This window comes from Shewanella sp. SM87 (assembly GCF_025653705.1).
Lineage (GTDB): Bacteria > Pseudomonadota > Gammaproteobacteria > Enterobacterales > Shewanellaceae > Shewanella > Shewanella oncorhynchi.
The window spans coordinates 36228-48435 of record NZ_JAKKSC010000033.1; the positions used below are offsets into that span (position 1 = coordinate 36228).

13 protein-coding genes, 1 tRNA gene and 2 rRNA genes are annotated in these 12208 nt (G+C 45.6%); 12 read left to right on the forward strand and 4 right to left on the reverse strand.

Annotated elements, in window-relative coordinates; all coding sequences use genetic code 11:
• Positions 1-80: 80 nt before the first annotated feature.
• Positions 81-329, reverse strand: coding sequence for a YgjV family protein (locus L5M11_RS20055; protein ID WP_113940145.1), 249 nt, complete (start codon positions 327-329; stop codon positions 81-83).
• Between the two features lie 324 nt (positions 330-653).
• Here L5M11_RS20055 and rraA point away from each other — a divergent pair, with 324 nt between their 5' ends.
• The 12 genes from rraA to hemB all read left to right on the forward strand — a co-directional run bounded on the left by rraA (position 654) and on the right by hemB (position 11425).
• Positions 654-1139, forward strand: coding sequence for a ribonuclease E activity regulator RraA (gene rraA, locus L5M11_RS20060; protein ID WP_105251214.1), 486 nt, complete (start codon positions 654-656; stop codon positions 1137-1139).
• A gap of 129 nt (positions 1140-1268) precedes the next feature.
• A complete protein-coding gene (locus L5M11_RS20065) occupies positions 1269-2333 on the forward strand; it encodes a formimidoylglutamase (protein WP_263193067.1) in 1065 nt (354 codons plus the stop codon).
• Positions 2334-2578: 245 nt separating this feature from the next.
• Positions 2579-3334, forward strand: a complete 756-nt coding sequence (gene ubiE, locus L5M11_RS20070) for a bifunctional demethylmenaquinone methyltransferase/2-methoxy-6-polyprenyl-1,4-benzoquinol methylase UbiE (RefSeq protein WP_006083326.1) — start codon at positions 2579-2581, stop codon at positions 3332-3334.
• A complete protein-coding gene (locus L5M11_RS20075; protein WP_263186325.1) occupies positions 3334-3954 on the forward strand; it encodes an SCP2 domain-containing protein in 621 nt (206 codons plus the stop codon). Before ubiE ends, L5M11_RS20075 begins: the two co-directional genes overlap by 1 nt.
• Positions 3951-5600, forward strand: coding sequence for a ubiquinone biosynthesis regulatory protein kinase UbiB (ubiB, locus tag L5M11_RS20080; protein WP_105251211.1), 1650 nt, complete (start codon positions 3951-3953; stop codon positions 5598-5600). Before L5M11_RS20075 ends, ubiB begins: the two co-directional genes overlap by 4 nt.
• Before the next feature lie 59 nt (positions 5601-5659).
• Entirely contained in the window at positions 5660-5899 is a 240-nt protein-coding gene (gene tatA, locus L5M11_RS20085) for a Sec-independent protein translocase subunit TatA (protein WP_006083329.1), read from the forward strand.
• A gap of 6 nt (positions 5900-5905) precedes the next feature.
• Complete coding sequence (gene tatB / locus L5M11_RS20090; RefSeq protein ID WP_173496413.1) at positions 5906-6394, forward strand: Sec-independent protein translocase protein TatB; 489 nt, start codon at positions 5906-5908, stop codon at positions 6392-6394.
• Between the two features lie 3 nt (positions 6395-6397).
• A complete protein-coding gene (gene tatC / locus L5M11_RS20095) occupies positions 6398-7150 on the forward strand; it encodes a twin-arginine translocase subunit TatC (RefSeq protein ID WP_168825778.1) in 753 nt (250 codons plus the stop codon).
• A 45-nt stretch (positions 7151-7195) separates the two neighbouring features.
• On the forward strand, positions 7196-7726 hold the full coding sequence (locus L5M11_RS20100; RefSeq protein ID WP_173496412.1) for a hypothetical protein: 531 nt from the start codon (positions 7196-7198) through the stop codon (positions 7724-7726).
• On the forward strand, positions 7726-8529 hold the full coding sequence (locus L5M11_RS20105; RefSeq protein ID WP_173496411.1) for a TatD family hydrolase: 804 nt from the start codon (positions 7726-7728) through the stop codon (positions 8527-8529). Before L5M11_RS20100 ends, L5M11_RS20105 begins: the two co-directional genes overlap by 1 nt.
• Positions 8522-10408 carry a diguanylate cyclase gene (locus tag L5M11_RS20110; protein WP_263186323.1) on the forward strand — a complete coding sequence of 629 codons (1887 nt, stop codon included), beginning with the start codon at positions 8522-8524 and terminating at the stop codon, positions 10406-10408. The genes L5M11_RS20105 and L5M11_RS20110 overlap by 8 nt, the downstream gene beginning before the upstream one ends.
• Positions 10409-10417: 9 nt before the next feature.
• Positions 10418-11425, forward strand: a complete 1008-nt coding sequence (gene hemB / locus L5M11_RS20115; protein WP_263186321.1) for a porphobilinogen synthase — start codon at positions 10418-10420, stop codon at positions 11423-11425.
• 275 nt (positions 11426-11700) lie between these two features.
• On the opposite strand, the gene rrf (L5M11_RS20120) is transcribed toward hemB, so the two are convergent.
• The 3 genes from rrf (L5M11_RS20120) to rrf (L5M11_RS20130) form a co-directional block, all read right to left on the reverse strand.
• Positions 11701-11816: ribosomal RNA gene (gene rrf, locus L5M11_RS20120) — 5S ribosomal RNA — on the reverse strand.
• Positions 11817-11853: 37 nt separating this feature from the next.
• A tRNA-Thr gene (locus L5M11_RS20125) sits at positions 11854-11929 on the reverse strand.
• Positions 11930-11967: 38 nt separating this feature from the next.
• Positions 11968-12083, reverse strand: a 5S ribosomal RNA gene (gene rrf / locus L5M11_RS20130).
• Positions 12084-12208 lie beyond the last annotated feature (125 nt).

Consider the following 12208-nt stretch of genomic DNA (forward strand, 5'->3'; position numbering starts at 1 on the left):
TTAGAAATAGCGATAGGACTGAGACAGGATATTGTGTTGCTCTAAACGTTAATCTCAAGAGCAACACAATCCAATAAAACTTAGGCTGCGGCGGGAGTATTTGCCTTAGCACGGTAAATTTTTGTCAAATGGTAAATATTAATACAAGCAACAAACGCATTCATGCCGGCCACAGGCCAAGCAGAAATAAACACCCCATAAACCACAAACAGAGTGCATCCTACAAAATTCAACCATCGCAACCAAATGATATTCTTCATCATTAGAGAGATCGCCACCATTATAGAGGCAAAATAACCAATAATTTCAATCGTATTTACAGCTTCCATAGGCACCTCTCGAAGGCCCTCTACCGTCCATAAGCGTAACGGGGGGTCCATGCCCCTAAAGCAAATTAAGTTAAGTAAGTTAATTTAAACTTGGGATATAATACCAAAACGCGCAACAGAGTTGTAATAAAAAACCGTTATTTAATGACCAATATCAAGTTTTACCGAATAAATTCTATAGTGTGACGAAAATTTACTACAGATGTGTTAACAGCCAAGTGGCAACAATACCGTGATTGATAACACTTTTCTTTTCAATAATCCCTTTTATACTGGCGTAAACTCGCTAAACTGTACGCAACGCGGATCAATAGGAGTGTAAATATGGAATACAACACCTCAGAACTATGTGACATGTACTTAGATGTCGTAGATGTAGTCGAGCCCATGTTCAGTAACTACGGTGGTTGTAGCTCTTTTGGCGGTTCTATTAGCACCATCAAGTGCTTTGAAGACAACGGCCTAATTACCGAAGTCCTACAAGAGGATGGCCAAGGTAAAGTCTTACTCATTGATGGCGGTGGCTCATTACGCCGTGCGCTGATCGATGGTGCTATCGCTGAACTTGCGGTTAGCAACAACTGGGAAGGCATTATCGTTTACGGTTCTGTGCGCGATGTGGATGCATTGGAAGAGTTAGACATTGGTATTCAAGCCCTTGCCTCAATTCCAGTGGGTGCTGATGGCAATTCAGTGGGCGAAGTGGAAATTCCAGTCAATTTTGGCGGTGTGACTTTCTTACCCGGCGATCACATTTATGCTGATAACACAGGCGTAATTTTATCACCTGAACCACTCGACATTGAGTAATCTCACTGTTCAGTCAAGAAAGCCAGCTAAGCTGGCTTTTTTATTCACTATTTTCAGCGTTTCCCCATTGAATCCTCGCCCTACTCTGGCCACAATAGCTCGACTCTGGCCGAATAAGAATATCAATCTATGCCTGAATTTATTCCTTTTACCCATACCGATATCGCCTCACTCGTCAGCACAAGAACGGGCGAAACTAAGCTAGGCCAATGCGTCCATCTGGCCAATCACGAACACACGTTAGAGACCATACTCGCCACTGCAAAAGCCCACGGTGCAAGCTTTGCCATTATCGGCGTTGGCGAAGATATAGGCCCACGTGCCAATTTAGGCCGCGGCGGTGCAACCGATGCGTTCACAACCAGTATGCGCCAATGGCTCAATTTACAATCGAATCATTTTCTTTCTGGCGCCGAATGCCTAGTGTTAGGCCAAGTGAACACCGCCGATCTGCAGCAACAAACTACGAGCAATACTACAGATAACACTAACGTTACCCTAGATGAATTACGTGATGCGGTGGAGCAACTCGATGAGCGCGTGATCTGTATCGTCAGTGCGATTTTAAAAGCGGGTTTAGAACCCATACTCATCGGCGGCGGCCACAACAATGCCTATGGTTTGTTGATGGCAACCTACGGCCACTACCAACGCCAAGTCGCCGCGGTGAATCTCGATCCTCACTCGGATTTTCGTTTGCTTGAAGGCCGTCACAGCGGCAATGGCTTTAGTTACGCAGCCGATCGCGGCGCCTTAGGTTGCTACCATGTACTGGGTTTACACGAGTTAAAAAACAGCGAAGCAAACCTAAGCCAACTCAGCGAATTTGGGGGAACTTGGCATAGCTTGCAACAAATTTGGGTTCGCCGTGAAATCAGCCTTAGCCAAGCTTTACTTGAAATCGCCGCCAAACTTAATGACACAGGTTTACCCGTAGGATTAGAACTTGACGTCGATGCTATCGCTAAAATGCCCAGTAGCGCTTCAACCGCTGCAGGTGTGCCATTGCTCGATGCGGCGCATTATGTCAGCTATATCGCCCGCCACTGCCCATGCGCATATTTGCATTTAGCCGAGGCTGCACCAAGTTGCCACGAAGCTGGGATTGAAGCCGGATTTAGGGATGTTGGCCAAAGCCTAAGCGAGCTTATCTACGCTTATGTGCAGGCTCGTATGCAATTTTTGGCACAATGAATATCACCAGTTACACCCAACTGGGCGCTAAGCTATTCACCAAATCCTGATATTGTGGTCTAATGCCAGTCCATTTTACGTGGTCGCTAAGCACTTAATCCTACGACTGTTCAGGGGTGCCTCAAGCTAAGGCATTGCAGTTAGTTTACTAGCTCGATCACAGAGTGATAGATCAAAGATTCAGCAAATGCAGGCGATGGCTTACACTCGCAACTAATACATTGCAAAACAATAGGAACACATTGATGTCTGAGGGCGAATCTAAAAGTACCCACTTTGGTTACAAAACCGTAGAGGCCGATAAAAAGGCTGAACTCGTTGCCGGCGTGTTTCATTCTGTTGCCGCTAAGTACGACATAATGAACGATGTGATGTCCTTCGGCATTCACCGTTTTTGGAAACGTTACACCATTGAAGTCTCTGGCGCCCGCCCTGGCATGAAAGTGCTCGATTTGGCCGGCGGCACAGGCGACTTAACTGCAAAATTCTCTCACTTAGTGGGCGATAAAGGTGAAGTGGTTTTAGCTGACATTAACGATTCCATGTTAAAAGTCGGGCGCACTAAGTTGCGCGACAAGGGCATAGTCAACAATGTCAGTTATGTGCAAGCCAACGCCGAAGCACTGCCGTTTCCCGATAACCACTTCGACATCATTACCATCGCCTTTGGTCTGCGTAACGTGACCGATAAAGATGCGGCGCTGCGTTCGATGAACCGCGTGCTTAAGCCCGGTGGCAAGTTATTAGTGCTAGAGTTCTCTAAGCCTCAGCATGAAATCATGCGTAAAGTGTATGATTTATATAGCTTCAAAGTCTTACCTAAGATGGGTGAGCTCATCACTAAAGATGCCGACAGCTACGAGTATCTGGCTGAATCGATCCGCATGCACCCAGATCAAGACACATTAAAACAAATGATGGTTGATGCAGGCTTTGAACAAGTCGACTACACCAACATGACCGACGGCATTGTCGCATTGCACCGTGGTTATAAATTCTAATGATGCCGCAAGAAGTTGTGCTGCTTGCCTGCGCCGCAATTGAAACGGGTCTGAAAAAACTTCAGGCCCAAGCGGGCGACGATTATTTACGCCAGCGCCAGTTGCATGGCAAAGTGTTTCGTATCCAATTATCACAGCTCAGCTGGCCATTCTATTTAGTGTTTGCCAAAGAGATCCAAGTACTGAGCCGCTATGAAGGCGATGTTGATGTCAGTCTACATGCCGATGCGACGACGCTTTACCGCGTGTCCGAAGGCGCAAACCTGACTGAACTAATCAAGCAAGATAAACTCAAGCTTGAAGGCGATCTCAATTTATTACAAAGCTTTAGCCAATATCTACGCAGCATCGAGTTTGACTTTGCCGAGACAATATCCCGTTATTTAGGTGATGGTCCCACTCACAAACTCATCTGTTCTAGCCATCAGGTAAAAGACTTTGCACTCGAAGTATTGCGTAAAACCCGCTCCCACTTAGGACAACTCGCAGTTGAAGAGTATCGCCTCGCACCGCACCCAATTGAGTTAGTGCACTTTCGCGATCAAATGGATGATTTAGTTGCCGACACTCGCGCGATTGAACAACGGATTGCCCAATTAAGAGACCAAATTAAGCCATGACCTTTGCCAGTATCCGCCGCGGTTACCACGTCATCAAGACCTTACTTCAGTACGGGTTAGATGACGTATTGCCGCCAAAGATGACACCTTGGTACTTTAAACTCGCCCGTAACAGCCTATTCTGGATCCGCAATAAGCATAAAAATAAGCCCGGTGGCGAACGCTTAAAATTGGCGATGCAGGAACTCGGCCCCGTTTATATCAAGCTTGGACAAATGCTCTCAACCCGCCGCGATTTACTCAGCGATGAATGGGCCAGTGAATTGGCCATGCTACAGGACAAAGTGCCGCCCTTTGATGGTGCACTTGCCCGCCAAGCGATTGAAGCTGAGCTAAAAGCGCCGATTGAATCCCTATTTGATGACTTTAATGAAATACCACTGGCCTCAGCCTCTATTTCTCAGGTGCATACCGCGACCCTCAAATCTAACGGTAAAGACGTCGTACTTAAGGTGCTGCGCCCTAATGTAGAAGCTAAAATCCAGGCCGATCTGCAGTTGATGTCGCAAACTGCCAAACTGATTGAATACCTCCTCGGTGAAGGTAACCGACTGCGCCCTGCTGAAGTGATCGAAGATTACCGCGTGACCATTTTAGGCGAGTTAAACCTTAAGCTCGAAGCCTTAAACGCAGTCAAACTACGCAACAACTTCCTCAACTCAGATGCGCTCTATGTGCCTTATGTGTATGAAGAGTTTTGCTATCCACGCCTGATGGTGATGGAACGTATTTACGGTATTTCTGTCTCGGATATTGCCGCACTTAAAGCGCAAGGTACCAACTTTAAGTTATTGGCCGAGCGCGGTGTTGAACTATTTTTTACCCAAGTATTCCGCGATAACTTTTTCCATGCCGACATGCATCCGGGCAATATCTTTATTTCCCGCGATCATCCTGAGAACCCATACTACATTGGGCTCGACTGCGGCATCATGGGCACACTCAGCGAAGTCGATAAGCGCTATCTCGCCGAGAATTTCCTCGCCTTCTTTAATCGCGATTATCACAGAATCGCCCAGCTCTATATTGAGTCTGGCTGGGTATCGGAAAAAACCGATCTACAAGCTTTCGAACAGGCCATCAAAGTGGTGTGTGAACCTATGTTCAACAAGCCGCTCGACGAGATCTCCTTTGGTCATGTGTTACTGGAATTATTCCGCACTGCGCGCCACTTCGATATCGTGGTGCAACCGCAATTGGTATTGTTGGAAAAAACCTTACTCTACATCGAAGGCTTAGGCCGTCAGCTGTATCCGCAGTTGGATTTATGGCAAACCGCCAAACCCTTTTTAGAGCAGTGGATGGCCGACCAAGTCGGTCCTAAAGCTATGTTTAAAAAGGTATCCACAAAACTGCCATATTGGGCTGATAAACTACCTGAATTCCCTGAACTAATTTACGATAATCTTAAGTTAGGCAGGAAATTGCTGAGTTCTCAGCAACAAATGCTAGATAAGTATTTGAAATATCAGCAGCAGGCACACAAGAGTAACTACTTGCTTATCACTTCTGCCGTTTTATTGATCTGTGGCACGTTATTGATTAATAGAGACGCTACACTATGGACCCCTTATGTTTGTCTAATTTCAGGCATGATATTGTGGTTTGTAGGATGGCGATCTAGGCCAAAGAATCGCAAATTTTAGCTAGCACTAATTAATCAGAGGTTCATAATAGAACCGATATCAATTAAGAGGATACCTTCATGGGTGGTATTAGTATTTGGCAACTGCTTATCGTTGCGTTAATCGTTGTCTTGTTGTTTGGAACTAAGAAATTACGCTCTTTGGGTGGTGATTTAGGTGGTGCGGTTAAAGGCTTCAAAAACGCCATGTCTTCAGAAGAAGACAAGAAGGCATTAGAAGACACCGAAGCGGCTAAAACAGCGCAAACAACTCAACAGGCGACTGAAAAGAAACCTGAGTCTAACAAAGAACAGGCGTAACTCTTTATGTTTGACGGTATCGGCTTTATGGAGCTGCTGCTGATCGGTGTTTTGGGGCTAGTGGTTCTTGGCCCCGAACGTCTACCGGTTGCGGTGCGTTCGGTAACGAGTTGGATCCGTGCGATGAAACGCATGGCGAACTCGGTAAAAGAAGAACTTGAGCAGGAGCTGAAGATCGAGCAGTTGCATGCCGATCTTAAAAAAGCAGAGAGCAAAGGTTTATCTAACCTCTCACCTGAACTCAAAGAGTCTATTGAGCAACTAAAGCAAGCGGCACAGTCAGTGAACCGCCCTTATCAGGTTCAGGATCCATCAAAAGACACCCCTGCGCCTGAGAATCAAATTCACACACCTGCTCAAGTGAATCCAGTTCAAGCTAGCCAAACTAATCCAACAGCCACTGCAGAGGCGAGTCCAACATCGGCCTCTCCCGCTGCTTCAAGTGAGGCATCTCAGGGCGTGGATACCAGTTCTAACCCGAAAGCCAACGGATAATTCATGTCGCAACAGCAGCCACTTATCAGCCATTTGCTTGAACTTAGGTCCAAGCTGCTAAAATCCATTGCCAGTGTGTTATTAGTGTTCATTTGTAGTGTGTACTGGGCAAATGATATCTACCACTACATGGCAATACCTTTAATGCAGTCTTTACCTCTTGGTGGCAGCATGATTGCGACGGATGTCGCTGCACCATTTTTTGCACCTTTCAAACTAACCCTCGTTTTATCATTTTTTGTGGCAGTGCCCTACGTGTTATTTCAAATTTGGTCCTTCGTGGCACCGGGTTTATATAAACATGAAAAACGCTTAGTGATGCCACTGCTATTCAGCAGTACCTTATTGTTTTATCTCGGCATTGCATTTGCTTATTATCTTGTATTCCCTGTTGTTTTTGGTTTTTTTGCTAACAATGCGCCAGAGGGAGTTCAAGTTGCGACAGATATTACCAGTTACCTTAACTTTATTCTGAAGCTGTTCTTTGCCTTTGGTCTATCCTTTGAAATCCCCATTGCCGTTGTTTTACTCTGCTGGTCAGGTGTCACTACACCTGAAGATCTCAAGCAAAAACGTCCTTATATCATAGTGGGCGCCTTTGTCGTCGGCATGCTATTAACCCCACCAGATGTGATTTCCCAGACTATGCTTGCTGTACCAATGCTGTTATTGTTCGAAGGCGGTTTATTAGCGGCTCGTTTCTACAGCAAACCAGATGACGAGTCAGACGAAGAGACTGAACAAACAAACGACTAACGTCCTCGAAGGCGTTAGGGGAATAATATAATAAGGAACATTCTCATGCGCTTAACCCTTATCACGGCAGCGATCATGCTTGTATCTGTCCAAGCAAATGCCAGCATTGAACAACAGTTAACCCAATGTGCAGCAACCGCCGATAAACTCGACCGCTTGATTTGCTATGACAAGCTAGCAGAAAGCCTAAAAGGCATGACACCTAACACCATTAGCACTCAAGCGATACCGGCTACAGTAGCAACAGTTGCAGTCCCTACGACTGCAGCAGCGATAGTGGCAACCGCCCCCCAAGCACCAGCGGCAAAAATTGCCGATGACTTTGGGATGGAAGCCAAGCGTGTTCAAGAAAATACTGTCGATAAGATTTATTTAGAGATTCAATCTATAGCTGAAGATGCCTACGGAGACATTAAAGTGACTTTCACTAACGGTCAGGTATGGAAACAAACTGATGGCCGTAAGTACAATGTTAAGCAAGGTGAAACTGTCTATATTGAAAAAGCCGCTTTAGGTTCTTTTTTAATGGGAACCGATGATCGCAATGCCAAGGTTCGGGTAAAACGTCTAAAATAATGCCCTCATACATAGATATCGCTGTCAATTTACTTGGCAGCGCACTCGAACAAGATACTGTATCGATAATACAAGCGGCGGCGGACCAAGGGGTTTCGCCGTTAATTGTTATTGGCAGCGATTTAACTGAAAGTGCGGCAGCCATTGCTGTATGCGAGCAATATCCTAACCAACTTTACTGCACTGCTGGTGTGCATCCCCACCATGCCAGTGGTTGGCATGATGGCTCAAACGCTCGACAAGCTGAACTCTGTCACGCACCGCAAGTGGTTGCCGTTGGCGAATGTGGTTTAGACTACAATCGTGATTTCTCCCCGAGACCTATCCAGCGCCAAGCTTTTATTGCCCAACTGGCCTTAGCCGTTGAACTGCAAATGCCGGTGCTAATGCACGAACGCGATGCCCACGAAGACTTTATTGCTATCCTGCGGGAATATCGCCCACAGCTTAGTGGCGCGCTTTTGCATTGTTTCACTGGCACTCACACACAGATGGAAGCCTATATTGACCTAGATTTACACTTAGGCATAACAGGTTGGGTCTGCGATGAAAGACGCGGCCAAGAACTAGCGCAACTCGTTCCCTTTATTCCGCAGAATCGCATTTTAATCGAGACAGATAGCCCTTACCTACTCCCCCGTAGTATGCGGCCCAAGCCTAAATCGAGCAAAAACAAGCCCGAATACCTTCCTTATATCGCAAATTATATTGCAAACCTACGCGGAGAAGATGCGGATGAGTTTGCAAAACGTTGCTACCAAAATAGCTTAGCGTTTTTTAATTTGGATCGAATCCATGCTTAACAAAAACATGCCACTCATACTCTTGCTGTGGCTATGGATATACCCAACACAGGCCTTGGCAACCCTATTGAGCATTGACGAGTCAACCACGACACCTTTAAACCTTACGCCTTGGTTAATGGTCAGCCACCCTACACCAGCAAAAGAACTGGCCGAAATACAAGCTTTGCCAAAAACTGATTGGCATAACTTTACCAATAAAGACATTCAAAAACTCAGCGGCCATGATTTTTGGCTCAGTTTCAGCTTAACCAGCCCTGACGAAACACTTTCGCGCATTTTAGCGCTAGATAACCCTTTGTTAGACAAGGTAACTATCTACCATTTAGTCAATAATAAACTCATGAATACTGTGCTGATGGGTGATATATTCCCCTATGAGGATCGACCATTCTTGAGCAATATTTTCCTATATCCTTTCAAGATCAACACAGATGACTCCCATACTTTCTATCTGCATATTCAAACTGAAGGTAGTGCTGCAGTACCATTAAACCTATGGTCTTCTAATGACTTAGCTCAAATTGCCGAATCTACCGCCGTTGAGCATGGATTCCAACTTGGTGTACTTGCCGCAATTGGCATTTTTAGCCTTTTTATCGCCATAGCATCGGGCTCATTCAGCTACAGCTATTACTCTGGCTATGTCCTTAGCATGACCTTACTCGTTGCCACGATTAACGGTTTTGCCTTCCGATTCCTCTGGCCAGACTGGCCGCTATTGCAGCAAGTTATGGTGCCGTTTTTACTGCCAATCGTTATGGCATTTGCGTTAATGTTTACTGAAAAAATATTACAGCTCAAATATTTAAACCGCCGTATGTTACTCACTTGTCGCTATAGTGCTGTGTATATCCTCTGTGTTGGACTCGCCACACCATTTATCCAATATGGAACGGCGCTCTATATCGAGATCATTTCCGTTGCAGTACTCAGCCTAGTCCTGATGGTCTTTGCCATTACTCAGGCTATCAATGGCCATAAACTGGCACGTATGTACACTATTGGCTGGGTGAGTATGCTGACAGGCGCCTGCATCAGTAGCTTGCTTTATCTCAGCGTGATTGACCTCAATTTAAAACCGCAAACGCCTGTGATGCTTGGGCTGACTTTTGAAATTATCTTCATGTCTCTGGTGCTCGCCATCCGCTATAACGATGAGCGCAAAGCTAAACTACGTATCCAGCAAGAAGCCTTGAAACAAGCACAGAAAATTCGTAGTGCGCGGGAAGAAGCCCTAAAAGCGGAAGCCGAGAGCAATGAGAAACTCGAACAAATGGTACAAGAACGTACCTTAGAGCTTGAAATCACGCTCAGAGAATTGCATGAAGTAAACCAAAAACTCACTGAACAAAGCACTATCGACAGTTTAACTGGGGTCAAAAACCGCAGTGCCTTTGATAAACGTTTAATCGCTGAAAGCCGGATCAGTCGCAGGCAAGAAACTCCCATAGCACTGTTAATGCTTGATATAGATCGCTTCAAGCTGATCAACGACAGATTCGGTCATCTTGCAGGCGATCAAGCATTACGTACAATAGCTCAAACATTACAGCAGCATTTAAAACGGCCAACGGATCTAGTGTCACGTTTTGGGGGGGAGGAATTTGCTATCATCCTTCCTAATACAACTGCAGAAGGTGCTCTCCAAGTTGCTGAAACAATAAGAGACGCTGTTGCCTCTATTCATTTTGAATGGGAAGGTGAAGCGATACCTTTGACTATCAGTATCGGAGTCAGTGCCAATATAGTGACCCACGATCAACACAGTACTAAATTACTAGAACAAGCAGATAAAGCCCTCTACCAAGCCAAAAACGGTGGACGTAATCAAGTCAGCTTGTATTTGTCGGATCAAGCAAGACCAGTACCTAATTAGGAGTCAAATGTGAATATCATTACCAGTGCCTTCCCTCAGCGTAGAATGCGCCGCATGCGTAAACATGATTTTAGCCGTCGCCTCATGGCCGAAAATCATCTAACGGTCAATGACTTGATTTACCCAATGTTTGTTCTAGAAGGCACTAATCGCAGTGAAAAAATAGCCTCTATGCCCGGTGTTGAGCGCTACTCGATAGACTTGCTACTGAAAGAAGCTGAAGAACTGGTTGAGTTAGGTATCCCATTGATTGCACTTTTCCCTGTGACACCTGCAGAGAAAAAAACGTTAATGGCAGAAGAAGCCTATAACGCTGATGCCCTAGTGCAACGTGCGGTGCGCGAGCTCAAAAAAGCCTTTCCACAGCTCGGAATCATGACTGACGTGGCACTAGATCCTTTCACCACTCACGGTCAAGACGGCATCATAGACGAAACAGGTTATATCCTTAACGATATCACCACCGAGATTTTAGTGAAGCAAGCACTGTCACACGCCGATGCTGGAGCAGACATCATTGCACCATCGGACATGATGGATGGCCGTATTGGCGCGATTCGCCAAGCATTAGAAGCGGCAGGGCACGTCAACACCCAAATAATGGCTTACTCGGCAAAATACTCTTCAAACTACTACGGTCCATTCCGTGATGCCGTAGGGTCAGCGGGTAACCTCAAAGGTGGAAATAAGCATAGCTATCAAATGGATCCAGCGAACAGTGACGAAGCTTTGCATGAAGTCGCACTCGATATCCAAGAAGGAGCCGATATGGTGATGGTTAAGCCAGGTATGCCGTATTTAGATATAGTGCATCGCGTTAAAACTGAACTTGCAGTACCAACATTCGCCTATCAAGTCAGTGGTGAATACGCCATGCATATGGCTGCAATCCAAAATGGATGGTTAGCAGAAAAAGCCATCGTCATGGAATCCCTACTCTGCTTTAAACGCGCAGGCGCAGACGGTATTTTAACTTACTTCGCTAAACGTGCAGCCCAGTGGCTTAAAGAAGCTTAAGCAACCTAATGCGAAACTAATGCGAAACTAATGCGAAACTAATGCAAAAGTACCACCTCAAAGCAGCCTTCTGGCTGCTTTTTTTTATCGATTAATAGTGAAAAATCTGGAAGCAAAGCTTGTGTATTGAGGGGAAGAAAAAACTCGCCAACAAAGCTAATAGCAATACTTACAGTCGGCAGCATTGCTATTAGTGCAAAGAATGTTCAGATTACAGACGCAAAAAAGCCAGCTTATTCAGCTGGCTTGGTTACATCTCAATGAGATAATTAGGCGCTTGGCGATGACCTACTCTCACATGGGGAGACCCCACACTACCATCGGCGCGTTTGCGTTTCACTTCTGAGTTCGGGATGGGATCAGGTGGTTCCACAATGCTATTGTCACCAAGCAAATTCTTTATTCTAGGATTAAACACTAGATTGTAATGGTGCTGATACCCAGAATCGAACTGGGGACCTCATCCTTACCAAGGATGCGCTCTACCGACTGAGCCATATCAGCAATTCTATACTAATCAATTAAGATTATTTAAATTAGGCGCTTGGCGATGACCTACTCTCACATGGGGAGACCCCACACTACCATCGGCGCGTTTGCGTTTCACTTCTGAGTTCGGGATGGGATCAGGTGGTTCCACAAGGCTATTGTCACCAAGCAAATTCTGTTTATTACCGTGTCCATCACTGGCTCACGCTAATAATAATTCGGAAAGCTGATTTTCTTTGTTTGAGTTCAAACTTTATCAAGTGTCGATATTCTGTCTAAGGCTGCTTATAAAAC

What these genes read in the sequence shown, in the direction of transcription:
- L5M11_RS20055 (WP_113940145.1), bottom strand. Translation starts at nt 329, where the DNA reads ATGGAAGCTGTAAATACGATTGAAATTATTGGTTATTTTGCCTCTATA.
- rraA (WP_105251214.1), top strand. Translation starts at nt 654, where the DNA reads ATGGAATACAACACCTCAGAACTATGTGACATGTACTTAGATGTCGTA.
- L5M11_RS20065 (WP_263193067.1), top strand. Translation starts at nt 1,269, where the DNA reads ATGCCTGAATTTATTCCTTTTACCCATACCGATATCGCCTCACTCGTC.
- ubiE (WP_006083326.1), top strand. Translation starts at nt 2,579, where the DNA reads ATGTCTGAGGGCGAATCTAAAAGTACCCACTTTGGTTACAAAACCGTA.
- L5M11_RS20075 (WP_263186325.1), top strand. Translation starts at nt 3,334, where the DNA reads ATGATGCCGCAAGAAGTTGTGCTGCTTGCCTGCGCCGCAATTGAAACG.
- ubiB (WP_105251211.1), top strand. Translation starts at nt 3,951, where the DNA reads ATGACCTTTGCCAGTATCCGCCGCGGTTACCACGTCATCAAGACCTTA.
- tatA (WP_006083329.1), top strand. Translation starts at nt 5,660, where the DNA reads ATGGGTGGTATTAGTATTTGGCAACTGCTTATCGTTGCGTTAATCGTT.
- tatB (WP_173496413.1), top strand. Translation starts at nt 5,906, where the DNA reads ATGTTTGACGGTATCGGCTTTATGGAGCTGCTGCTGATCGGTGTTTTG.
- tatC (WP_168825778.1), top strand. Translation starts at nt 6,398, where the DNA reads ATGTCGCAACAGCAGCCACTTATCAGCCATTTGCTTGAACTTAGGTCC.
- L5M11_RS20100 (WP_173496412.1), top strand. Translation starts at nt 7,196, where the DNA reads ATGCGCTTAACCCTTATCACGGCAGCGATCATGCTTGTATCTGTCCAA.
- L5M11_RS20105 (WP_173496411.1), top strand. Translation starts at nt 7,726, where the DNA reads ATGCCCTCATACATAGATATCGCTGTCAATTTACTTGGCAGCGCACTC.
- L5M11_RS20110 (WP_263186323.1), top strand. Translation starts at nt 8,522, where the DNA reads ATGCTTAACAAAAACATGCCACTCATACTCTTGCTGTGGCTATGGATA.